Below are 20831 nucleotides of genomic sequence, written 5' to 3' on the forward strand. Positions count from 1 at the left end.
ACTGCGTCTTAAGGCGTGGGAGAGTAGGTCACCGCCAAACCTAATAAAGAACCAAATAACGTATCCTCTCAATTCGATGATCAGAACAAAACAAAACGCCGCGCTCAGAAATGAGCGCGGCGTTCTGCGTGAAGGGGGGGCTTAGTTGTCTGCTTCGTTGCTGATTGTTGCCGAGGGAGCGATATAGTTGAAAGGGATGCATCGACAACCCAAGAACCTGACGAGTGTATTTCTATTATTAATTGATCTGAGCAGAGAACTATGGCCATTGTTGCGAACTTGGGACTGGAATTTAAGTATAGGGGAAATAATGAAGAGAGTAGGAATGGCAGCTCTTGCCTTGTCGCTTTTGGCCGGATGCGAGGGCAGCGTTGCAGCAAACGTAAGTCACCCACAAAGAGTAGATGTAGTAATTGATGGTGAGAAAATTGGTGTCGTTCCTAACAGTGATCACTGGGCGGCGTGGTGGATTTCCGATAAGGCCGTTTCGATCATTCCGGCACTGAGCACCCTTAAACCTCTTCAGGTACGCGCCATTGAACAAGTATCTCGCTGTAGGGTTGTTGAAGCTGAATATCAGCAAAGCAGTCTGCAGCCGTCTTACCTACAGGCCGCGGTCGAGTGCTAAATTTAGTGTTGCCGAATGACAACGGCATTCGAGCCACTGAAAGAAAAGACCACGAGAACAAGACCTGAAGACTTTCGCAATGAATGAGGGAGCGACGGGGGGCATGTCCGTACACTCGTACGTGAAGTGCGTTAATCTGCAAATGCTGCTAGCTAACTCTTAAACAACTTCAAAACCTACCATGCGACTCTTCCTTCTCACCCTCCTCACCATGACCGCCTTCGCGGCAAACTCCCTGCTCAACCGTGCAGGGCTGGCGGAGGGCGCCATTGGTCCTGCCGGATTTGCCGCAATCCGCGTGATCTCGGGTGCGGTTATGTTGTGGGTGTTGATGGTGTTGGGACAGAAGGTTGCGCCCAAACGCCCTGCGCCTGATTGGATCTCGGCCGGGGCGTTGGCGACCTATCTTCTGGGCTTCTCTTTCGCCTATGTGGCGTTGGATGCAGGGCTGGGTGCGCTTGTGCTGTTTGCCATCGTGCAGGTCACGATGTTTGCGGGCGCGGTGCGGGCGGGGGATGGGATCCCGGCGCTACGGTGGGGCGGCATGGCAGTGTCCATGCTTGGGCTCGCCTATCTGGTTTGGCCGTCCGAGACTGTGCAGCTCCCTGCGCTCCCCTTGATCTTGATGACTGCCGCGGCAATCGGGTGGGGCATCTATTCCTTGATTGGCCGTCGCGCGGTTGAACCGCTTCAAGCGACCGGGTGGAATTTCATCTTTGCCACGCCCATCGTGCTGATCGCCACGCTGCCATTCATCTGGGGCGAGGCGTTGTCCACCCCCGGCATCCTTCTGGCCATCACATCAGGTGCCATCACATCGGGCCTTGGCTATGCGCTGTGGTATCGCGTGTTGCCAAAGCTGGGCGCCAGCACCGGCGCGCTCGTCCAGCTTTCGGTTCCGGTGATCGCCATGGGGGCGGGGGTCATCCTGCTGGGTGAAACCGTCGGAGTGCGCGAGGTCACGGCCTCGACCCTTGTGTTGGGCGGCATCGCGGTTGGGTTGATGGCACGCAAATAGCCACGAAGGCTTGCGTTGGGCAGAAGGCTCGTCTATACGCCCCCGGTGGCCTTTTGGGCTGCAGAATCAAAACCAAAAAAAGCCGTGTTTGGCCCCGTATCGCTTCTGGGGTCAGTTCCGGCAAAGGAGAAGCGATATGAAATTGCATGAACTGCGCGACAATCCTGGCGCAACGAAACCCCGCAAACGCGTTGGTCGTGGTCCCGGTTCGGGCACTGGTAAAACCGGTGGCCGTGGTATCAAAGGTCAGAAGTCGCGTTCGGGTGTAGCCATCAACGGCTACGAAGGCGGCCAAATGCCCCTCTACCAGCGTCTTCCCAAGCGTGGCTTCAACAAGCCGAACCGCAAGAAGTTCGCTGTGATCAACCTGGGCCTGATCCAGAAGTTCATCGACGAGAAGAAACTGGACGCTGGTGACATCACCGAAGACACTCTGGTTGCTTCGGGCCTGGTCCGTCGCAAGCTGGACGGTGTTCGCGTTCTGGCCAAAGGCGAACTGACCGCCAAAGCCAACATCACCGTAACCGGTGCGTCGAAATCGGCTGTTGAAGCTGTCGAAAAAGCTGGCGGTAAGTTGACCGTCGCTGCTCCGGCTGCGGCTGAATAAGACCTTGTGAGGCGCGCCCCAGCGCCTTACATGTCTAATCACGTTTTCAAGCGCCGCCGGAGCCGGGAACGGTCCGGCGGCGTTTTTCTTGATCCAAGGGGGCCTTATGGCATCTGCAGCAGAACAAATGGCGTCGAACATGAGCTGGAGCGCCTTCGGCAAGGCGACCGAGCTTCGCCAGCGCATCTTCTTCACGATCGGGCTTCTGATCATCTATCGTCTTGGCACGTTCATTCCCGTTCCGGGGATCGACGCGAACGCCCTGCGCGAGTTCATGGACCAGGCACAATCCGGCATCGCCGGCGTCTTGGGTATGTTCACCGGCGGTGCGCTAAGCCGGATGGGCGTATTTGCCCTTGGTATCATGCCGTACATCTCGGCCTCGATCATTGTGCAGCTTCTGTCTTCCATGTGGGAGCCGCTGAAGCAGCTGAAGAAAGAGGGCGAGCAAGGCCGCAAGAAGATCAACCAGTACACCCGCTATGGCACCGTTCTGCTGGCCACGGGGCAGGCCTTCGCATTGGCGAACTCGTTGCAAGCTGGCGATCTGGTCACCAACCCTGGTTCGTTCTTCATCGCAGCCTGTGTGATTACGCTGGTTGGCGGCACCATGTTCCTGATGTGGCTGGGTGAGCAGATCACCGCGCGCGGCATCGGAAACGGTATTTCGCTGATCATCTTCGTCGGCATCGTGGCCGAGATCCCCGCCGCACTGGCGCAATTCCTGGCCTCGGGTCGTTCGGGTGCGATCAGCCCTGCTGTGATCATCGGTGTTATCGTCATGATGATCGCCGTAATTGCCTTCGTCGTGTTCATGGAACGCGCGCTGCGTAAGGTGCACATCCAGTATCCGCGTCGTCAGGTTGGCATGAAGGTGTATGACGGTGGCTCGTCCCACCTGCCGATCAAGGTGAACCCCGCGGGCGTTATCCCGGCGATCTTTGCCTCGGCGCTGCTGCTGCTGCCGACAACGATCTCGACCTTCTCGTCGGGTCAGGCCGGTCCGGTCATGTCGACCATCCTTGCCTATTTTGGCCCCGGTCAGCCACTCTATTTGCTGTTCTTCTCGGCCATGATCATCTTCTTCACCTTCTTCTACACCAAGGAAGTTGCGTTCAAGACGGACGAGGTTGCGGACAACCTGAAAAACCAGAACGGCTTTGTGCCCGGCATTCGCCCCGGCAAGAAAACCGCCGAGTATCTAGACTATGTCGTGACGCGCCTGCTGGCTCTGGGCTCGGTCTATCTGGCCGCGGTCTGCTTGATGCCGGAGATCCTGCGCGCACAGCTGGCCATCCCGTTCTACTTCGGCGGCACCTCGGTTCTGATCGTTGTGTCGGTCACCATGGACACCATCCAGCAAGTGCAGTCGCATCTTCTGGCCCACCAGTATGAGGGCCTGATCGAGAAGTCGCAGCTGCGCGGTAAGAAACGTGGCAAGAAGGGGCCTGCACGTCGATGAACATTATTCTTCTTGGACCGCCGGGCGCCGGCAAAGGAACCCAAGCCGCCAAGCTGGTGGAAGAGCGTGGCATGATCCAGCTGTCGACCGGTGACATGCTGCGGGAAGCCAAAGCCTCGGGCACTGAGATGGGCAAGAAAGTTGCCGCCATCATGGACGCGGGCGAGCTGGTCACAGACGAGATCGTCATCGGCCTGATCGAGGAAAAGCTGGAAGGCGACACCGGAGGCGGCTTCATCTTCGACGGCTTCCCCCGCACGCTGCCTCAGGCGGATGCTCTGGGTGCGCTGCTTGAGAAGCATAATCAGACGCTGGACGCTGTTGTCGAAATGCGCGTGGATGACGAGGTGCTGGTTGGCCGTATCGTCGGCCGCGCCGAGGAAGCCCGCAAAGCAGGTCAGCCTGTGCGCGCCGATGACAACGAGGAAAGCCTGAAGATCCGTCTGATGGAGTACTACAAGAAAACCTCGCCGCTGATTGGCTACTACTGGGCCAAAGGCGACCTGAAGTCGGTCAACGGTCTGGGCACCATCGACGAAGTACAGGGCGAAATCGCCGAGGTTCTGGGCGCCTGATCCAGACGCCATAGATGAGTTTCCAAGCGCCGCGGCACTATCGCGGCGCTTTGGGTTTTTTTAGGGCCGGGCCGGGGTGTTCAAAATGCTTGGCACTATGATGGGTTGACGAACTGTTCAAACCCGAGTAACTCACCCCATCCCTTACGGGAATCGGTGTGTCTGCGGGGTCGCTCCCTGAACCACACCAGACTAGAGAATTCAGCGCGGCCCGCAGGAATGATCCGGCGGGCTTACGTTGTGAAAAAAGGTTCCGGAGCTACGGAACCGCAACGAAAAGGAAAGACTACGTGGCACGTATTGCTGGCGTAAACATCCCGACCCACAAACGGGTCCCGATCGCCCTGACCTACATTACCGGTATCGGCCATACTTCGGCTGCTGCTATCTGCGAAGCTGTGAACATCGACGTTACCCGTCGCGTGAACGAACTGTCGGACGCTGAAGTTCTGGCAATTCGCGAGCACATCGACGCAACCTACACCGTTGAAGGTGACCTGCGCCGTGAAACTCAGATGAACATCAAACGTCTGATGGATCTGGGCTGCTACCGCGGTCTGCGTCACCGTCGTAACCTCCCTGTTCGTGGTCAGCGTACCTCGACCAACGCACGTACTCGCAAAGGCCCCGCAAAGGCCATTGCTGGTAAGAAGAAATAAGGGGAGTAGTGAACAATGGCTCGCGATAAGACCCGCATGAAGCGTAAAGAGCGTAAGAACATCGCATCCGGTGTTGCTCACGTTAACTCGTCGTTCAACAACACCAAGATCCTGATCTCGGACGTGCAAGGCAACGCCATCTCGTGGTCGTCGGCTGGCACCATGGGTTTCAAAGGCTCGCGCAAGTCGACCCCGTATGCTGCTCAGATGGCTGCGGAAGACGCTGGCAAGAAAGCTCAGGAACACGGTGTTAAGACGCTGGAAGTTGAAGTTCAGGGCCCCGGTTCGGGTCGTGAATCGGCTCTGCGTGCGCTGGCTGCTATCGGTTTCAACATCACCTCGATCCGTGATGTAACCCCGATCGCACACAACGGCTGCCGTCCGCCGAAGCGCCGCCGCGTATAAGAACATTTTACGGCCGGGCCCCGCACGAAGCGAGGCCCGGTTTCCGTCATTTTAACCTCGGGCGTCCTGCCCTTTGGACATGGGGACAGGACAAGTATGGAGGGACGCATGATCCACAAGAACTGGGCAGAATTGATCAAGCCGACACAGCTGGACGTAAAGCCGGGCAATGATCCCGCACGTCAGGCGACTGTTGTTGCTGAACCGCTGGAGCGTGGCTTTGGTCTGACCTTGGGCAACGCCCTGCGCCGCGTGCTGATGAGCTCGCTGCAAGGTGCCGCCATCACGTCGGTTCAGATCGACAACGTTCTGCACGAGTTCAGCTCGGTTGCTGGTGTACGTGAAGACGTCACCGACATCGTTCTGAACCTCAAAGGTGTTGCGATCAACATGGAAGTCGAAGGCCCCAAGCGCCTGTCGATTTCGGCCAAAGGCCCGATGGTTGTGACCGCTGGTGCGATCTCGGAATCGGCTGGCATTGAGATCCTGAACAAAGATCACGTGATCTGTCACCTGGATGACGGCGCGGACCTGTTCATGGAACTGACCGTCAACACTGGCAAAGGCTATGTTGCAGCTGACAAGAACAAGCCGGAAGATGCGCCGATTGGCCTGATCCCGGTTGATGCGATCTATTCGCCGGTCAAGAAAGTGTCGTATGACGTTCAGCCGACCCGTGAAGGTCAAGTTCTGGACTATGACAAGCTGACCCTGAAACTGGAAACCGATGGTTCGGTTACGCCGGAAGATGCAGTGGCATACGCTGCGCGCATTCTGCAGGACCAGCTGTCGATCTTCGTGAACTTCGACGAGCCGGAAGCAGCTGGCCGTCAGGACGAAGACGATGGTCTCGAGTTCAACCCGCTTCTGCTGAAGAAAGTGGACGAGCTGGAACTGTCTGTCCGTTCGGCAAACTGCCTGAAGAACGACAACATCGTTTACATTGGCGATCTGATCCAGAAAACCGAAGCCGAGATGCTGCGCACCCCGAACTTCGGCCGCAAGTCGCTGAACGAGATCAAAGAAGTGCTTTCGGGCATGGGTCTGCACCTTGGCATGGATGTCGAGGAATGGCCGCCTGAGAACATCGAAGAGCTGGCGAAGAAATTCGAAGACCAGTTCTGATTTGACAAGTTTCCGGGGGCGGCGTAGAGCGGCCCCCGAAATGCCCACAGTAGTGGGGAACATCTGGGCAATCCTGCCCCAAGGAGAGGGACCGACACGCATCGGTTCTCAGACAAAGCACCGCTCACCTAAGAGCACCAAAGAAGGATTAAGAAAATGCGTCACGCTCGTGGTTACCGCCGCCTGAACCGCACCCATGAACACCGTAAAGCCATGTTCGCTAACATGGCTGGATCGCTGATCGAACACGAACAGATCAAGACCACCCTGCCCAAGGCCAAAGAACTGCGCCCGATCATCGAAAAGATGATCACGCTGGCCAAACGTGGCGACCTGCACGCACGTCGTCAGGCTTCGGCCCGTCTGAAGCAAGAAGCTCTGGTTGCTAAACTGTTCGACGTTCTGGGCCCGCGCTACGCTGAGCGTCAGGGTGGATACGTCCGCGTTCTGAAAGCTGGCTTCCGCTATGGCGACATGGCTCCGATGGCGATCATCGAATTCGTAGATCGCGATACCGATGCCAAAGGCGCCGCTGACCGCGCCCGTCTGGAAGCAGAAGAAGTTGCTGCCGAAGAATGAAGCCGGTCAAAACCGACTTGAAGAAGCCCCGCCTTGTGCGGGGTTTTTTTTGTTTTTGTGTTCATTTTCTGGGCGCAGCAGGGCCACCCAATACTCGGCACCAAAATTGCAAGCTGCGGTTGTTTGACTCTCTGGCAGCTTGTCTAAATAGATAGTTTTCATCATCTTGATGATTTCTTAAGAAAAGAAGCAGGGTATCCAGCCAAACATGCAACGCAAGACCGATCTAAGCGAAAGTTTGTCACATTTAGATAAGCTTGCGCCGTCTGGTTACGGGTTGGGGCTGCATATTCGAAACGGCACGCCGTATATGTTGCTGCGCACATACGACCCCGAATGGTCTGCAAGATACATCGATGAAGGCTATATGATGGTCGATCCGCTGGTGTTCTGGGGGGTTCAGAACGAAGGCGCTGTTCGGTGGAGCGAATTGGAGGTTCCAGATCCGCACCATGTTCTTATGCAGGCAGCCACCTACGGTGCCAAATACGGAGTGGCAATTTCAATCGGCCCAATCTCGTCTCGAAGCATCGGAGGATTTTCGCGGTCTGATCGGGAATACACGGACACTGAAGTTCAGCACCTGCTTAACGTGGTGACCAAGCTGCATTTTAACACGCGGCCACCCGATAGCCTGACCCAAGCACAGCGTGCGGCGCTGCAGTTGGTCGCCAAAGGATTTCGCCATGCGGAAGCCGCCGCGCGATTGGGGGTCTCAGAAAGCGCGCTCAAGGCGCGGCTGCGAAGTGCCCGTGATCGCCTGTCAGCGCGCACCACGTCCGAGGCGCTTCAGCGTGCGCAGGAAAACCGTCTTATCTAACGCAGGACGTTTTCTTCTTTTCCCCGTTCACTTGGGCGCATAGTTTCGGCCCATGGCTGACCTATTCGACAGTTCCACCGACCGCCCGGATCGCGGTCATGATGCGCCGCGCCCTTTGGCGGATCGGCTGCGCCCGCAATCTTTGCCCGAAGTGATCGGGCAAGAGCAGGTTCTTGGATCCGAGGCGCCGCTAGGTACGATGTTAGCGGCGGGCAGTCTTGGATCACTGATCCTGTGGGGGCCGCCCGGCGTGGGCAAGACCACCATCGCGCGCCTTCTGGCCCGCGAAACGGATCTGCATTTCGTCCAGATCAGCGCGATTTTTTCTGGGGTGCCCGAGCTGCGCAAGGTGTTCGAAGCTGCCAAGCACCGCCGCGCCAATGGGCAGGGCACGCTTCTGTTCGTGGACGAAATCCACCGCTTCAACAAAGCCCAGCAGGACGGATTCCTGCCGTACATGGAAGACGGCACGATCCTGCTGGTTGGCGCCACGACCGAGAACCCCTCGTTCGAGCTGAACGCCGCTGTGCTGTCGCGCTCTCAGGTTCTGGTGCTGACGCGCCTGTCATTGGTCGATCTGGAGCGACTGGTGCAACGCGCCGAGCAAGAATTGGGCAAGGCGTTGCCTTTGACTGGCGAAGCGCGCGAGGCACTTTTGGAAATGGCCGATGGCGACGGGCGGGCGCTGTTGAACTTGGTGGAACAAGTCAACGCATGGAAGATCGACGGCAAGCTGGATGTTGAAGGCCTGTCTTCGCGCCTGATGAAACGCGCGGCGGTCTATGACAAGTCCGGCGACGAGCATTACAACCTGATTTCCGCCCTACACAAATCCATCCGCGGGTCCGATCCGGACGCCGCGCTGTATTGGTTCGCCCGGATGCTAAACGGTGGCGAGGATCCTCGCTTTTTGTCCCGCCGCTTGACGCGCATGGCGGTCGAAGACATCGGACTGGGCGATCCTCAGGCCCAGCGGGTCTGTCTGGACGCATGGGAGACCTATGAACGTCTCGGCAGCCCGGAAGGTGAACTGGCCCTCTCGCAGGCGGTGATCTATCTGGCGCTCGCGCCCAAATCCAACGCCAACTATGTGGCCTTCAAGGCGGCAATGCAGGCGGCAAAGAAAACGGGATCTGCACCGCCTCCCAAGCATATCCTGAACGCGCCGACACGGCTGATGGAAGAGCAGGGCTATGGCGAAGGCTATGCCTATGATCACGACGCGCCGGACGGGTTCTCGGGGCAGAATTACTTCCCCGATGACATGAAGCGTGGCGTCTACTATGTGCCGGTCGAACGCGGGTTTGAGCGCGAGCTGAAGAAACGCACGGACTATTTCGCAAAACTGCGCACGAAACGCCGAACCTGATCCGTTTTTCTTGTCCCAAATATCCTGGGGGAATGCGTCTTGGAACAAGACGCATGGGGGCAAAGCCCCCTCTCGCCAGATCGGATCAAACATGGCAATCTGGTTCCAACAAAGAGGATTTCTATGCCATTGCAGGATCAACCGCCAATCGAAACGCGCTGCATCTGGGATCTGCCGTTGCGCCTGTTCCACTGGACGCTGGTTGTCTGTGTTGTGACCGGCTGGATGCTGGGCAAGTTCGGGCCCAAGATCATGACCCTACATTTCTATGCGGGCTATGCGGTGATTGGCCTTTTGGCCTTCCGCATCCTGTGGGGTTTTGTTGGCTCGCGCCCCGCGCGGTTCAGCCACTTCCTGTTTGGCCCGAAGAAAACGCTGGCCTACGTCGCGACCCTGCCCAAACGCCGCCCGAGCTATTGGCCCGGCCATAACCCGGTGGGCGCGTTGTCGGTCTTTGCGCTTCTGGGTGTTCTGATCTTGCAAGTCGGGACCGGGCTGTTCATCGACGCGGATGATTTTATCAACACGGGCCCGCTGGTTGACTGGGTCAGCTATGACACCGCGCGCGCGGCGGCGGGGCTGCACTATCGCCTGTCGCTTCTGCTTCTGGCGCTGATCGTGCTGCATCTGGGCGCGATCCTGTTTTACCGCTTTTGGAAGCGCGAAAACCTTGTGAAACCGATGGTCACAGGGTGGAAAGAGGTGCGTAAAGACCACCCTGATATGTGACAGGGCGCTTGACAATAAAGGCGCTTGGCCTCAGTCAGACGCCATGATGACACCCCTTTTGCAAGTTGCCTTGGGCGGCGCGCTTGGCGCCTCGGCCCGCTATCTGACCGGTACCACGGTGACCCGCCTGTTGGGCCACGGCTTTCCAGCCGGGACCATGGTGGTGAATGTGGTCGGGTCGTTTCTGATGGGCGCATTGGTTGTCATCCTGGCCAAGAAAGGCGGGCAAGCGGCAGCGCCTTTCTTGATGACCGGAGTGCTGGGCGGGTTCACGACCTTCTCGGCCTTTTCTTTGGATGCAGTAACGCTGTTCGAGCGCGGTCAGAGCACCGCGGCGATCGGCTATATCCTTGGGTCCGTCCTGATTTCGATTGCCGCATTGATGGCGGGTCTTTGGCTGACCCGAATGGTATTGGCATGAGCGTTCAACTTATTACTCTTGGCCCGGATGAGGCCGAGCAGCGGCTGGATCGCTGGGTTAAACGCATGTTTCCGCATGTGGGGCAGGGCCGGATCGAAAAAGGCTGCCGCAAGGGCGAGTTCCGCGTGAATGGCGCCAAGGTCAAAACCTCGACCCGCGTTGGGCCGGGGGACGAAGTGCGCATCCCACCCCTTCCGACCACCAAGGACGAACGCCCCGCGTCGAAACCTAATGCGCGCGTGTCGGACGCGGACGCTAAGATGATCCAATCCTGCGTCATCTATAAAGATGACTACGTGATCGCCCTGAACAAACCGCCGGGACTGCCCACGCAGGGTGGATCCAAACAGCTTAAGCATGTGGATGGTCTGGCCGAGGCTCTGAAATATGACCGCGAGGAAAAACCCCGCCTTGTGCACCGACTGGACAAAGACACGTCTGGCGTTCTGCTGCTGGCGCGTACGCAGGCTGTGGCCTCGGCCCTGACGGCTGCGATGCGTCACAAGGAAACCCGGAAGATTTACTGGGCTGTGGTGGCAGGCGTTCCGACCCCCTATCTGGGCGAGATCCGCTATGGCCTGTTCAAGGCAGCGGGTGGCGGACGCGGTGCGGGTGAAAAGATGATCTGCGTGCATCCCCGCGCAATGCATGAATATCCGGACGCCAAGCGCGCGCACACGCTTTACGCAACGCTCTATCGCGTAGCAAGCCGCGCATCTTGGGTCGCGATGGAGCCGATTACCGGCCGCACCCACCAGCTGCGCGCCCACATGGCCGAGATCGGACACCCGATCATTGGCGACGGCAAATATGGAGGCTCGTCTCAGGACAATATGGGCGACGGTTGGGGCGCGATGATTGGCGGAGAGATTTCGCGCAAACTGCACCTTCACGCGCGCTCGATGACCTTCGAGCATCCCATGACGAAGAAACCGATTACCGTCACCGCAGACCTGCCGCCCCACATGGCGGATACGTTTGAAACCTTCGGCTGGACGCCTGATCTGGCCGCTGATGACCCGTTCGAGGCGCTCTGAATGACCACCCTGAAGCTTGCTGTGTTCGATGTTGATGGGACGCTTATCGACAGCCAGGATTTCATCGTCGAGGCGATGAACCGCGCCTTCGGTGAGATGGGCGTGGCCTTGCCAACGCGCGAACAGGTGCTGTCGATCGTTGGGCTATCCCTGCACGACGCCATCGCGCGGCTGGTGCCCGAGATGTCCGACAAGGACGTCGACATCGCGGCCCAGCAGTACAAGGATATGTTCATCAAGCTGCGCGCCGAAAAAGGCGGCGAGGCCGCCGCGCCGATGTATCCCGGCGCCCGCGAAGCGCTTGAGGCCCTGCACCCGCGTGACGAGGTGTTGTTGGGCGTGGCCACAGGAAAAGCGCGACGCGGATTGGATCACGCCTATGACGCGCATGATCTGCGCAAGTTTTTTGTGACGCATCAAACGGCAGACGATCACCCGTCCAAGCCGCATCCGTCAATGCTGCAGCGCGCGCTATCCGAAACCGGAGCCGAGGCGGCCAACGCGGTGATGATTGGCGACACGAGCTTTGATATGGACATGGGCAAAGCCGCGGGATTTCGCACCATCGGTGTTACGTGGGGCTATCATCCGCGCGAACGGCTGATCGCGGCCGGCGCAGATATTTTGATTGATGCGTTTGCGGATCTGCCCGCAGCGCTGGACGAACTTTGGGGGACAGTATGAGCGGTTGGGCAGCAAAACGGTTCTGGAAAGAAACCTCGGTCGGCGAGGCTGACGGAGGCTTTCAGGTGCTTCTCGACGGGCGCGCGGTCAAGACGCCCGCCAAGTCGCCTCTGATCGTTCCATCGCGCGCATTGGCTGATGCCATGGCTACCGAATGGGACGCGCAAGAGGACGCGGTGAACCCCAACACCATGCCGGTGACGCGTATGTCGAACTCGGCCATTGATAAGGTGTCAGTGCAACATGCCGCTGTTGCAGACATGCTGGCCGCCTATGGAGACAGCGATCTTCTGTGTTACCGCGCCACCGACCCCCGCGAGCTGGTCGAGCGGCAGGCCGAGAAATGGGATCCGATTCTTGACTGGGCGGTCGATTCTCTAAATGTGCGTCTGAAACCGGTCGCGGGTGTGATGCATCAGGCGCAGGATGCGCATTCTGTTCGGAAACTGACGGATTTGGTCCACAGTTTTGCTCCTTTCCAATTGACCGCGTTTCACGATCTTGTGTCAATGTCCGGCTCGCTGATCTTGTCCTTCGCCATAACACAAAGGCGTTTGGATGCAGATGCAGCATGGCAATTGTCGCGTCTGGACGAGCTTTGGCAGGAAGAATTGTGGGGTAAAGACGAAGAAGCACAGGAAATGGTTGAAAGGAAGGGCAAGGATTTTGCCCTTGCAGCATGGTTCTTTGCCGCAATCGGCGACGAAACTTAACGCAACCAAAGTGTTAGGTGTGCCTAATATTCTTACTTTCCCCTAGGTTAAGCATCGCAATTCGCGATGTTGCCCTTGACGAAATATGATCAATCCTTTCAAAATCTGTCACAGTTGAAGGGGGAAAACCCTTTTTGCATCACTCACAGCGGACAATTGTTCGCATATAAAGCCCTAAAAACTGGGCAAATTCAGGAAGAGGTAAATATGAAGAAATCCGCTTTTCTTGGCGCACTGACTGTTGCCAGCATCGCTGCAAGCGCCGCTGTTGCTCAGGACGCTTCGACCCTTGATCAGGTTAAAGAACGCGGCAAGCTGAACTGTGGTGTTGCCACCGGTGTTCCAGGCTTTGCTGCTCCAGATGCAAATGGCCGTTGGGAAGGTTTCGACGTAAGTGTCTGCCGCGCAGTTGCTGCCGCAGTACTGGGGGATTCCGACGCCGTCGAGTTCATTCCGACCACGGGTAAAACGCGCTTCACCGCGCTTGCTTCGGGCGAGATCGACATGCTGGCCCGTAACACCACTTGGACCTTCTCGCGCGATGTCGACCTGAAGTTCGAATTCGTTGGTGTGAACTACTATGACGGCCAAGGCTTCATGGTTCCGAAAGAAATGGGTGTAACCTCGGCCAAGGAACTGGACGGCGCGACCGTTTGTATTCAGACCGGCACCACCACCGAACTGAACCTGGCCGACTTCTTCCGTGCCAACGACATGAGCTATGAGCCGGTTCCAATCGAAACCAACGCAGAAGCTCAGCAGCAGTACTTGGCTGGCGCTTGTGACGTATACACCACGGACGCTTCGGGTCTGGCCGCCACGCGCTCGACCTTCGAAGATCCGTCGTCGTCGGTCATCTTGCCCGAAATCATCTCGAAAGAGCCGCTGGGCCCGCTGGTCCGTCACGGTGACAACAACTGGGGTGACGTCGTACGCTGGACTCTGAACGCTCTGATCAGCTCTGAAGAACTTGACATCACTTCGACCAACGTGGGCGAGATGTCGGCGGCTGCCGGTGACAACCCGGAAATCAACCGCTTGCTGGGTACCGAAGGCAATCTGGGTGAAATGCTGGGTCTGGACGCCGAATGGGCTAAGCGCGCCATCATGGCGAACGGCAACTACGGTGAAATCTTTGCCAAGACCATTGGTGAAGCTACTCCGATTGGTCTGGCACGTGGTTTGAACGCACAGTGGACCGACGGCGGCCTGCTGTACTCGCCGCCCTTCCGTTAAGAAACTCATGAAAAGGGCGTGGTTGATCCACGCCCTTTTTCTTTCCATCTGAACGCACCTTGGCACCGCGGCCCAAGCCGCCTTATCCAATAAAAAGCCAAGGGCAACGGGGATGTATCACATGACATCTATGACCGACCCTCACCAGGGCCAGTTCCGGCTATCCATGCTGTTGTATGACAGCCGGTACCGCTCGATGACCATTCAGATCATTGCCTTGATTGGCTTCTTGATCTTGGTCTTCTGGCTGCTTTCTAACACTGCTCAGAACCTCGCCGACTTGGGTAAACAGCCCAGCTTTGGCTTTATGAGCGAACCTGCAGGCTATGACATCAACCAGCGCCTGCTTGAATATACCTCTCAGGATACGCACCTGCGCGCGTCGTTGATGGGGCTTCTCAACACGCTGCTTGTGGCTGCTATGGGCTGTATTGCGGCGACGTTCATCGGGGTTTTCGTGGGCATTTTGCGCCTGTCGCCCAACTGGATCGTTTCGCGCCTTGCTGCGGTGTATGTCGAGTTGTTCCGCAACGTACCGGTTCTTCTGTGGATCGTGTTCACAATGGCGATCTTGATCGAAACTCTGCCTGCCCCGAGTGCCTTTAGAAAAGGCGAGGCGGCAATGTCGCTTTGGGACACGGTCGCGGTCACCAATCGCGGTATCTATATCCCGGAGCCGCTGTTTTCGAACAGCTTGGGCAACATTCACCTGTTTGGCCAGTCCAGCCTGCGCTTTGACATCAGCCTAGACCTTCTGGCGATCGCCTTTGTCTTCTTAGGCGGGCTTTTCATCTCGCGTATCATCAAGCGTCGCGCGGATGTCACGCAGGAAGCTACCGGCGAACGTCCGACAACGTGGTACTGGCGTCTTGGCGTCGTGGTCGTTCCGACCACGATCGTGCTGACCCTTCTGGGCCTGCACTTGGGCTATCCCGAGCTGAAGGGATTCAACTTCAAAGGCGGGACGCATATGCGTAACTCGCTGATCGCCCTGTGGCTGGCCTTGTCTATTTATACAGGCGCCTTCATCGCCGAGATCGTCCGTGCGGGCATCTTGGCCGTGTCGAAGGGGCAGAGCGAAGCTGCTGGCGCGCTGGGCCTTCGGTCGAACCGGATCATGAGCCTTGTGATCTTGCCACAGGCGCTGCGGGTTATCATTCCGCCGCTGATCTCGAACTATCTGAACCTGACCAAGAACAGCTCTCTGGCGATTGCCGTGGGCTATATGGACATCACAGGAACGTTGGGGGGCATCACCATGAACCAGACCGGGCGCGAGCTTGAGACGGTTCTAATGCTGATGGCCGTCTATCTGGTGATCTCGCTGACCATTTCGGGCGTGATGAACTGGTACAACGAATCCGTGAAGCTGAAGGAGCGCTGATATGTCTGATATGTCTTATGTCCGCTCTGAAATGCTGCCTGAACGCGCACCACCCGCATCGTCGGTGGGGCTTGTCGGGTGGATGCGAGCAAACCTGTTTAGTGGGGCTGTAAACTCGATCCTGACCATCGCGTCGCTGGTACTGATTTACATGGTCCTTGCTGCAATCCTGCCTTGGATCTTCTCGCCCACATGGAACGGCACATCGCAAAACGAATGCCGCGAGATCGTCGGTTCGGGCCATCACGCCGCCTGTTGGGGGGTGATCAATGACCGCTGGGAACAGCTTCTGTTCGGCTTCTATCCGAATGGCAGCGAAGGCGGAGCAGACCAACGCTGGCGCCCGATTGTGGCCTTTGCGCTGTTGTTCGTGGCGGTGACGCCAGTTCTGTTCAGCATGATCTCGCGCCGCATGAACTGGGTGCTGCTTCTGGCTGTACTTGGTCTGACTGGTCTGTATCTGGGTGGAGCCGTTGGGTTGATCCTTGGTCTGGCCCTTCTGGGCGCAGCCGCTTTTGTCGGCTTCAAGGCTTTGTCTACCGACAAAGAAGCCCGTGCCGCGGAAATCGAGGCTGGCGCCAAGCGACTGCCTAACCCGCTGATCTTCTCGGCCATCTATCCCTTCATAGCTCCATGGCTTTTGTGGGGGGGAACCGTCTGGTTGCCCATCGCCGCGGCCCTTGGTTTCGTGATCGGTTACTATGCCTTCGTCTTCATCGCGCGGGCGTTGGGAAGTCTGGTTGGGATTATCGGGGCCGTAGTTATAGCGATTGTCTGGTGGCTATTCCTGACATCTGGCTTTGCCAATCTGATGGACAGCATCCTGCCCATTAGCCTTGAGGCCGTGGAAAGCCGGAAGTTCGGGGGCTTCATGCTGTCGATCACCATCGGTGTCGTTGCCATTGCCTGTTCGTTGCCGATCGGCATCGTTCTGGCACTGGGACGCCAGTCGGACCTGATGATTGTCAAGGCGCTGTGCGTGGGCTTTATCGAGTTCATCCGCGGTGTGCCGCTGATCACGCTTTTGTTCGTGGCCTCGACGCTTCTGAACATCTTCATGCCGCCGGGCACGAACTTTGACATCATCCTTCGGGTGCTGATCATGGTGACGCTCTTCGCCTCTGCCTATATGGCCGAGACGATCCGAGGCGGTCTGGCCGCGCTTCCACGTGGACAGTACGAAGCAGCTGATGCGCTGGGTCTGGACTATTGGAAAGCACAGCGTCTGATCATCATGCCGCAGGCATTGAAGATTTCGATCCCGGGCATCGTGTCGAACTTCATCGGCGTGTTCAAGGACACGACGCTGGTGTCGATCATTGGCCTGCTCGACCCGCTGGGTCTGTCAAATGCCATCCGTGCAGATCAGGCATGGAACGGTCTGGTGTGGGAGCTTTACGGCTTCATCGCCCTTCTGTTCTTCGTCTTCTGTTTCTCGATGTCGCGCTACTCGATGTATCTAGAGCGCCGACTTCGTACGGACCACCGCTAAAGGAGAGACAAAATGTCTTCGATTACTCTCGATCACCAAATTGATCGCAGCAAGTTGGCCGTCTCGGACGAGGTGGCAATTGAAATCCGCAACATGAACAAGTGGTACGGCTCGTTCCACGTGCTTCGCGACATTGATCTGACCGTCTATCAGGGCGAACGGATCGTTATCGCGGGACCGTCGGGCTCGGGTAAATCCACCTTGATCCGTTGTATCAACCGTCTGGAAGAGCACCAGGAAGGTCAGATCATCGTTGATGGGACCGAGCTGACCTCGGACCTGAAAAACGTCGACAAGGTGCGCTCGGAAGTGGGGATGGTGTTCCAGCACTTCAACCTCTTCCCGCATCTGACCATTCTGGAAAACTGCACGCTGGCGCCCATCTGGGTGCGCAAAGAGCCCCGTAAAGAGGCCGAAGAGCGCGCGATGCATTTCCTTGAGAAGGTGAAGATCCCGGAACAGGCCCACAAGTATCCGGGCATGTTGTCGGGTGGTCAGCAGCAGCGTGTGGCGATTGCCCGCTCGCTGTGCATGATGCCGCGCATCATGCTGTTCGACGAACCCACCTCGGCGCTTGACCCTGAGATGATCAAGGAAGTGCTGGAGACCATGGTGGAACTGGCCGAAGAGGGCATGACCATGCTTTGCGTAACCCACGAGATGGGCTTCGCGAAAGAGGTCGCCAACCGCGTGATCTTCATGGATGCTGGCCAGATTGTGGAACAGAACGAACCGGAAGAGTTCTTCAACAACCCGCAATCGGAACGCACCAAGCTGTTCCTCAGCCAGATCCTCTGATCTTTCTGACACGAACTTCAAAAGCCCCACCATCTGGTGGGGCTTTTTTGTTGCCACTCTGCTAGAACTGGGCCAGAACCCGGCCAAACTGCGACAGATAGGGAACGCACCCATGACTGCCAACAAACGCATCGTCCTTTCCAGCGACCACGCCGCCATTGAGCTGCGCAAGATCATCGCCGACCACATTGCCGCCAAAGGCTATGAACCCGTCGACATCGGGCCGATGACCCCGGAAAGCACCCATTATCCCAAGCATGGCGAAGCTGCGGCCCGCAAGGTGGCCTCGGGCGATTGTGCGCTGGGCATCATTCTGTGCGGCACCGGTCAGGGCATCATGATGTCCGCCAACCGCGTTGACGGTATCCGCTGCGGCGTCTGCTCGGAAGCGTTCTCGGCCCGTATGATCCGCGAGCACAACAACGCCAACATGCTGTCCATCGGGGCACGCGTTGTCGGTCAGGATCTGGCGCTGCACATCGTTGACGCCTTCCTGGACGCCGAATTCGAGGGTGGACGTCACGCCACCCGCGTGGACATGATGGAAGCCATCGAAGGCTAAGCAACAAAGGGCAGGGCGCCCATGACCGCAAAACCGATTTTCGACATCCGCAAATCAGTTTCCAGACGCAATCTGGAATACATGATCATCATGCCGGTTGTTGTTGCTCTGTTCATTGTCGCGGGGCTGTGGCTTGTGCCCGATGATGCGGTTTGGGCCCTGTCTTTCGAGGCGCTTGAGACGTGGGGCCTGTGGGGTTTCTTCGGCCTCTTCCTGATCCTCACAGCGCTGTATCATCTGACGAAACTGATCTTCTTCGTGCGCCGCGCCGCAGGTGCGACCGGGGAATGGCGGTTTCGACTGACGGCGGAGGATCTGCTCTGGCAGGTGCCCGATCATGCCCATGGCCCGGAACAGGGGTTTCATGTACCGCTCGCTGCTATCAAGCAGCTCGAGCACATCACATACTACCGGTCAGAAGGCCCAGGCGAGGATCAATACTGGGTACATTTCCACGATCACCCGTCGATCCAGCTGCGCGAATATGCCGGCTATTCCATCCGGGCCTTGATGGACCAAATCCATCAGGCGGGCGTTCCGTTCGAGCGGACGTTGCTTGGGGATTGAACCCTGTCGGGCCGATCAGATCAGCTCACGCGGGACCACGAAGTCGATCACCCGGCCGGTTCCCCATGTCACATCCGCCCAGCTTTCCGCATCAAACTCGATCACGGACGTCGCCGCGGTCGGATAGTGGTGGAATTTCTCGTGTGGGTGGGATTCGACAGCCAATCGCCGCGCCATATAGGCCGACCCCGGATTATGGGCGACCATCATCACGGTGTTGGCCGAAGCGCCGCGCAGCTTGTCCAGCATGGTCTCGGGATCTGCCAGATACAGTTCAGACTGATAGCTTGCCTGCGGTACGCCCACCAGCTTGTCGGCGATCAGCGCCCAAGTCTCGCGCGTGCGGGCCGCATCTGAACACAGAACCTCGCCCGGCGTGTGCCCACGATCAGCCAACCAACGCCCGATGGCCTTGGCCGAGGCACGCCCCCGCTTGTTCAGCGGGCGGGAATGGTCATCAAGGTCCGCATCGCTCCAACTGGATTTCGCGTGTCGGGTCAGGATCAAGGTTAGGGTCATGTGGGATTAAACGCTTTCATGTGAAATGCTGATTGCTTGGGCAACCTGCCATAGGTTTGGCTGACAGGACAAGTGCGCCGCATCGCACAACCTTGCGTCATGCAGTCGGCCCGATCCTCGGCGTTGAGGTGGGTTTTACAGGCGGGAACGTCGTAACCATCGGGGCCAAGGGCGTTTACTGGGCAGGCGGTCAGGCAGGGGGAATCGCAGGTCAGACAGGGTTTCGTGCCCGTGTCTGGCAGGCTTAGTAGGTAAGGCAGGCGGATTGCCCCACGATAGCTGACCCACAGCCCTGCCGTGTCATGCACCAACATCCCCACCGGGCTATCCCACGCCCGGTTTGAGGCTCGCGCCCACGCTTGAAACGGAGGGTATGGTGGCCCATCCGACGGAAACACTGCACTGCCGCCCCAGCGCTGGGCCAGCGCGCCGATCACCCGTTTCGACCAGCGGTCTATTGGATCCGCCGTGCCGTCGCGTGCTTCGGGTGTGTCAGAAAATGCCGCCCAAAACCCCGGCTCGTGCGGGCCCAGAAGCAGAATGGTCTCGTCCCCTTCCTGCAACATGCCGAAGACGTCCAGATGGGCCGCGCGTGCCTCGGCCGAGTGGTCTATTTGCGCCGAAACGGCAGCATTAGGCTCCAGCCCAACTTCATCGGTTTGTCGTCCTGCCATTCCAGTCCTATCACCATGTCGTCATGCCCGTCCTGCGGTTGGGCGGTGTAGGTGCCAAACCACCGATCCCAGATCGACAGGCAGAAACCATAGTTGCTGTCCGTTTCGTGGCGGTGCACCGAGTGATGCACACGATGCATGTCGGGTGTCACAAGGACAAGCCTTATGACGCGGTCCAGCGGCAATGGAAGCCGCCAGTTGGCGTGGTTGAACATGGCCGAGCCGTTCAGCACGACCTCGAACAGGATCACCGCAATCGCCGGTGCACCAATCAGATAGACCAACCCGATCTTGATCAGCATGGACGCGGCGATTTCAATCGGGTGGAACCTGAGCGCAGTCGAGACGTCAAAGTCACGATCCGCGTGGTGTACTCGGTGCAACCGCCACAGCGCAGGGACTTTGTGGAATAACAGGTGTTGCGCCCAGATTGCGAAATCGAGGATCAGGAACGCGGCTAGGACCTCTATCCAGGTGGGCAGGCCGATGACGTTGAACAAACCCCAGCCAGCGCGTGCCGCATCAAGCGCGGCTCCGACCGCCAGAAGTGGTAGAAGCAAGCTCATCAATCGCAAAGTCAGGCTGTCGATGGCGACGAGCGTCAGGTTCGTGAACCAACGGCCCGTGCGCGGCTGCACGCGCGCGCGACGTGGTGCAAGCGTTTCGGCTAGTGCGAAGATGACAAAGAGCACCAGAAAGCTGCCCAGACGGATCAAGATTTCATATTCCATAAGGGGAATATAAATTGATCCACCAGAACTTCAACTC

Annotated in this window: 26 protein-coding genes; 22 read left to right on the forward strand and 4 right to left on the reverse strand. The window is 58.0% G+C overall.

The annotated features are described in order from the left end of the window. Positions 1–325 precede the first annotated feature (325 nt). From MWU53_RS12625 to rplQ, 9 genes are all read left to right on the forward strand, one after another. The gene (locus tag MWU53_RS12625; protein WP_247093889.1) at positions 326–628 is read left to right on the forward strand and encodes a hypothetical protein; all 303 of its coding nucleotides are present in this window, start codon (positions 326–328) and stop codon (positions 626–628) included. 181 nt (positions 629–809) lie between these two features. Next, entirely contained in the window at positions 810–1646 is an 837-nt protein-coding gene (locus MWU53_RS12630; RefSeq protein WP_247093891.1) for a DMT family transporter, read from the forward strand. A 136-nt stretch (positions 1647–1782) separates the two neighbouring features. Next, positions 1783–2253 carry a 50S ribosomal protein L15 gene (gene rplO, locus MWU53_RS12635; protein ID WP_133484928.1) on the forward strand — a complete coding sequence of 157 codons (471 nt, stop codon included), beginning with the start codon at positions 1783–1785 and terminating at the stop codon, positions 2251–2253. 106 nt (positions 2254–2359) lie between these two features. Continuing rightward, on the forward strand, positions 2360–3715 hold the full coding sequence (gene secY / locus MWU53_RS12640) for a preprotein translocase subunit SecY (RefSeq protein ID WP_247093893.1): 1356 nt from the start codon (positions 2360–2362) through the stop codon (positions 3713–3715). Continuing rightward, positions 3712–4290: an adenylate kinase gene (locus MWU53_RS12645; protein WP_133484926.1), complete on the forward strand. Its 579-nt coding sequence runs from the start codon at positions 3712–3714 to the stop codon at positions 4288–4290. Before secY ends, MWU53_RS12645 begins: the two co-directional genes overlap by 4 nt. Before the next feature lie 290 nt (positions 4291–4580). Continuing rightward, the gene (gene rpsM / locus MWU53_RS12650; protein WP_247093896.1) at positions 4581–4949 is read left to right on the forward strand and encodes a 30S ribosomal protein S13; all 369 of its coding nucleotides are present in this window, start codon (positions 4581–4583) and stop codon (positions 4947–4949) included. Between the two features lie 15 nt (positions 4950–4964). Continuing rightward, positions 4965–5354: a 30S ribosomal protein S11 gene (gene rpsK, locus MWU53_RS12655; RefSeq protein WP_133484925.1), complete on the forward strand. Its 390-nt coding sequence runs from the start codon at positions 4965–4967 to the stop codon at positions 5352–5354. A gap of 108 nt (positions 5355–5462) precedes the next feature. Beyond that, positions 5463–6479 (forward strand): DNA-directed RNA polymerase subunit alpha, encoded by a 1017-nt coding sequence (locus MWU53_RS12660; protein ID WP_247093898.1) that lies wholly within the window; start codon positions 5463–5465, stop codon positions 6477–6479. 156 nt (positions 6480–6635) lie between these two features. Continuing rightward, complete coding sequence (rplQ, locus tag MWU53_RS12665; RefSeq protein WP_247093900.1) at positions 6636–7058, forward strand: 50S ribosomal protein L17; 423 nt, start codon at positions 6636–6638, stop codon at positions 7056–7058. A 6-nt stretch (positions 7059–7064) separates the two neighbouring features. Here the strand turns inward: rplQ and MWU53_RS12670 are convergent, their stop codons facing one another. Further along, positions 7065–7223: a hypothetical protein gene (locus tag MWU53_RS12670; protein ID WP_247093902.1), complete on the reverse strand. Its 159-nt coding sequence runs from the start codon at positions 7221–7223 to the stop codon at positions 7065–7067. 73 nt (positions 7224–7296) lie between these two features. Between MWU53_RS12670 and MWU53_RS12675 the strand changes: the two genes are divergently transcribed. From MWU53_RS12675 to MWU53_RS12735, 13 genes are all read left to right on the forward strand, one after another. Further along, positions 7297–7878: an autoinducer binding domain-containing protein gene (locus tag MWU53_RS12675; protein WP_247093904.1), complete on the forward strand. Its 582-nt coding sequence runs from the start codon at positions 7297–7299 to the stop codon at positions 7876–7878. A gap of 52 nt (positions 7879–7930) precedes the next feature. Then, the gene (locus MWU53_RS12680; protein WP_247093906.1) at positions 7931–9247 is read left to right on the forward strand and encodes a replication-associated recombination protein A; all 1317 of its coding nucleotides are present in this window, start codon (positions 7931–7933) and stop codon (positions 9245–9247) included. 123 nt (positions 9248–9370) lie between these two features. Further along, entirely contained in the window at positions 9371–9976 is a 606-nt protein-coding gene (locus tag MWU53_RS12685; protein ID WP_247093909.1) for a cytochrome b/b6 domain-containing protein, read from the forward strand. A gap of 43 nt (positions 9977–10019) precedes the next feature. Continuing rightward, positions 10020–10397, forward strand: a complete 378-nt coding sequence (crcB, locus tag MWU53_RS12690) for a fluoride efflux transporter CrcB (RefSeq protein WP_247093911.1) — start codon at positions 10020–10022, stop codon at positions 10395–10397. Then, positions 10394–11434 carry an RluA family pseudouridine synthase gene (locus tag MWU53_RS12695; protein WP_247093913.1) on the forward strand — a complete coding sequence of 347 codons (1041 nt, stop codon included), beginning with the start codon at positions 10394–10396 and terminating at the stop codon, positions 11432–11434. The genes crcB and MWU53_RS12695 overlap by 4 nt, the downstream gene beginning before the upstream one ends. Beyond that, on the forward strand, positions 11435–12118 hold the full coding sequence (locus tag MWU53_RS12700) for an HAD-IA family hydrolase (protein ID WP_247093915.1): 684 nt from the start codon (positions 11435–11437) through the stop codon (positions 12116–12118). Beyond that, positions 12115–12831 carry an ATP12 family protein gene (locus MWU53_RS12705; RefSeq protein WP_247093917.1) on the forward strand — a complete coding sequence of 239 codons (717 nt, stop codon included), beginning with the start codon at positions 12115–12117 and terminating at the stop codon, positions 12829–12831. Before MWU53_RS12700 ends, MWU53_RS12705 begins: the two co-directional genes overlap by 4 nt. A 207-nt stretch (positions 12832–13038) precedes the next feature. Continuing rightward, positions 13039–14067, forward strand: coding sequence for an amino acid ABC transporter substrate-binding protein (locus tag MWU53_RS12710; protein WP_247093919.1), 1029 nt, complete (start codon positions 13039–13041; stop codon positions 14065–14067). A gap of 121 nt (positions 14068–14188) precedes the next feature. Next, positions 14189–15451 (forward strand): ABC transporter permease subunit, encoded by a 1263-nt coding sequence (locus tag MWU53_RS12715; protein ID WP_247093921.1) that lies wholly within the window; start codon positions 14189–14191, stop codon positions 15449–15451. A 1-nt stretch (position 15452) separates the two neighbouring features. Beyond that, positions 15453–16943 carry an amino acid ABC transporter permease gene (locus MWU53_RS12720; protein WP_247093923.1) on the forward strand — a complete coding sequence of 497 codons (1491 nt, stop codon included), beginning with the start codon at positions 15453–15455 and terminating at the stop codon, positions 16941–16943. Positions 16944–16955: 12 nt separating this feature from the next. Beyond that, on the forward strand, positions 16956–17741 hold the full coding sequence (locus MWU53_RS12725; RefSeq protein WP_281501411.1) for an amino acid ABC transporter ATP-binding protein: 786 nt from the start codon (positions 16956–16958) through the stop codon (positions 17739–17741). A 112-nt stretch (positions 17742–17853) separates the two neighbouring features. Further along, the gene (rpiB, locus tag MWU53_RS12730; RefSeq protein WP_247093924.1) at positions 17854–18303 is read left to right on the forward strand and encodes a ribose 5-phosphate isomerase B; all 450 of its coding nucleotides are present in this window, start codon (positions 17854–17856) and stop codon (positions 18301–18303) included. Positions 18304–18324: 21 nt separating this feature from the next. Further along, positions 18325–18870, forward strand: coding sequence for a hypothetical protein (locus tag MWU53_RS12735; RefSeq protein ID WP_247093926.1), 546 nt, complete (start codon positions 18325–18327; stop codon positions 18868–18870). Between the two features lie 15 nt (positions 18871–18885). Here the strand turns inward: MWU53_RS12735 and MWU53_RS12740 are convergent, their stop codons facing one another. From MWU53_RS12740 to MWU53_RS12750, 3 genes are read right to left on the reverse strand one after another with little or no spacing between them, the layout of a single operon-like run. Then, entirely contained in the window at positions 18886–19389 is a 504-nt protein-coding gene (locus MWU53_RS12740) for a histidine phosphatase family protein (RefSeq protein ID WP_247093928.1), read from the reverse strand. Next, the gene (locus tag MWU53_RS12745; RefSeq protein ID WP_247093930.1) at positions 19386–20063 is read right to left on the reverse strand and encodes a ferredoxin; all 678 of its coding nucleotides are present in this window, start codon (positions 20061–20063) and stop codon (positions 19386–19388) included. Before MWU53_RS12745 ends, MWU53_RS12740 begins: the two co-directional genes overlap by 4 nt. Further along, positions 20000–20794 carry a sterol desaturase family protein gene (locus MWU53_RS12750; protein WP_247093932.1) on the reverse strand — a complete coding sequence of 265 codons (795 nt, stop codon included), beginning with the start codon at positions 20792–20794 and terminating at the stop codon, positions 20000–20002. The genes MWU53_RS12745 and MWU53_RS12750 overlap by 64 nt, the downstream gene beginning before the upstream one ends. Positions 20795–20831 lie beyond the last annotated feature (37 nt).

It is taken from the genome of Aliiroseovarius sp. S1123 (assembly GCF_023015885.1).
Taxonomy (GTDB): domain Bacteria; phylum Pseudomonadota; class Alphaproteobacteria; order Rhodobacterales; family Rhodobacteraceae; genus Aliiroseovarius.

Excerpts from the sequence above, each read along its gene's own strand:
- MWU53_RS12625 (WP_247093889.1), top strand. The coding sequence starts at position 326 with ATGGCAGCTCTTGCCTTGTCGCTTTTGGCCGGATGCGAGGGCAGCGTT.
- MWU53_RS12630 (WP_247093891.1), top strand. The coding sequence starts at position 810 with ATGCGACTCTTCCTTCTCACCCTCCTCACCATGACCGCCTTCGCGGCA.
- rplO (WP_133484928.1), top strand. The coding sequence starts at position 1,783 with ATGAAATTGCATGAACTGCGCGACAATCCTGGCGCAACGAAACCCCGC.
- secY (WP_247093893.1), top strand. The coding sequence starts at position 2,360 with ATGGCATCTGCAGCAGAACAAATGGCGTCGAACATGAGCTGGAGCGCC.
- MWU53_RS12645 (WP_133484926.1), top strand. The coding sequence starts at position 3,712 with ATGAACATTATTCTTCTTGGACCGCCGGGCGCCGGCAAAGGAACCCAA.
- rpsK (WP_133484925.1), top strand. The coding sequence starts at position 4,965 with ATGGCTCGCGATAAGACCCGCATGAAGCGTAAAGAGCGTAAGAACATC.
- MWU53_RS12660 (WP_247093898.1), top strand. The coding sequence starts at position 5,463 with ATGATCCACAAGAACTGGGCAGAATTGATCAAGCCGACACAGCTGGAC.
- rplQ (WP_247093900.1), top strand. The coding sequence starts at position 6,636 with ATGCGTCACGCTCGTGGTTACCGCCGCCTGAACCGCACCCATGAACAC.
- MWU53_RS12670 (WP_247093902.1), bottom strand. The coding sequence starts at position 7,223 with ATGATGAAAACTATCTATTTAGACAAGCTGCCAGAGAGTCAAACAACC.
- MWU53_RS12680 (WP_247093906.1), top strand. The coding sequence starts at position 7,931 with ATGGCTGACCTATTCGACAGTTCCACCGACCGCCCGGATCGCGGTCAT.
- MWU53_RS12685 (WP_247093909.1), top strand. The coding sequence starts at position 9,371 with ATGCCATTGCAGGATCAACCGCCAATCGAAACGCGCTGCATCTGGGAT.
- crcB (WP_247093911.1), top strand. The coding sequence starts at position 10,020 with ATGATGACACCCCTTTTGCAAGTTGCCTTGGGCGGCGCGCTTGGCGCC.
- MWU53_RS12695 (WP_247093913.1), top strand. The coding sequence starts at position 10,394 with ATGAGCGTTCAACTTATTACTCTTGGCCCGGATGAGGCCGAGCAGCGG.
- MWU53_RS12700 (WP_247093915.1), top strand. The coding sequence starts at position 11,435 with ATGACCACCCTGAAGCTTGCTGTGTTCGATGTTGATGGGACGCTTATC.
- MWU53_RS12705 (WP_247093917.1), top strand. The coding sequence starts at position 12,115 with ATGAGCGGTTGGGCAGCAAAACGGTTCTGGAAAGAAACCTCGGTCGGC.
- MWU53_RS12710 (WP_247093919.1), top strand. The coding sequence starts at position 13,039 with ATGAAGAAATCCGCTTTTCTTGGCGCACTGACTGTTGCCAGCATCGCT.
- MWU53_RS12715 (WP_247093921.1), top strand. The coding sequence starts at position 14,189 with ATGACATCTATGACCGACCCTCACCAGGGCCAGTTCCGGCTATCCATG.
- MWU53_RS12720 (WP_247093923.1), top strand. The coding sequence starts at position 15,453 with ATGTCTGATATGTCTTATGTCCGCTCTGAAATGCTGCCTGAACGCGCA.
- MWU53_RS12725 (WP_281501411.1), top strand. The coding sequence starts at position 16,956 with ATGTCTTCGATTACTCTCGATCACCAAATTGATCGCAGCAAGTTGGCC.
- rpiB (WP_247093924.1), top strand. The coding sequence starts at position 17,854 with ATGACTGCCAACAAACGCATCGTCCTTTCCAGCGACCACGCCGCCATT.
- MWU53_RS12735 (WP_247093926.1), top strand. The coding sequence starts at position 18,325 with ATGACCGCAAAACCGATTTTCGACATCCGCAAATCAGTTTCCAGACGC.
- MWU53_RS12740 (WP_247093928.1), bottom strand. The coding sequence starts at position 19,389 with ATGACCCTAACCTTGATCCTGACCCGACACGCGAAATCCAGTTGGAGC.
- MWU53_RS12745 (WP_247093930.1), bottom strand. The coding sequence starts at position 20,063 with ATGGCAGGACGACAAACCGATGAAGTTGGGCTGGAGCCTAATGCTGCC.
- MWU53_RS12750 (WP_247093932.1), bottom strand. The coding sequence starts at position 20,794 with ATGGAATATGAAATCTTGATCCGTCTGGGCAGCTTTCTGGTGCTCTTT.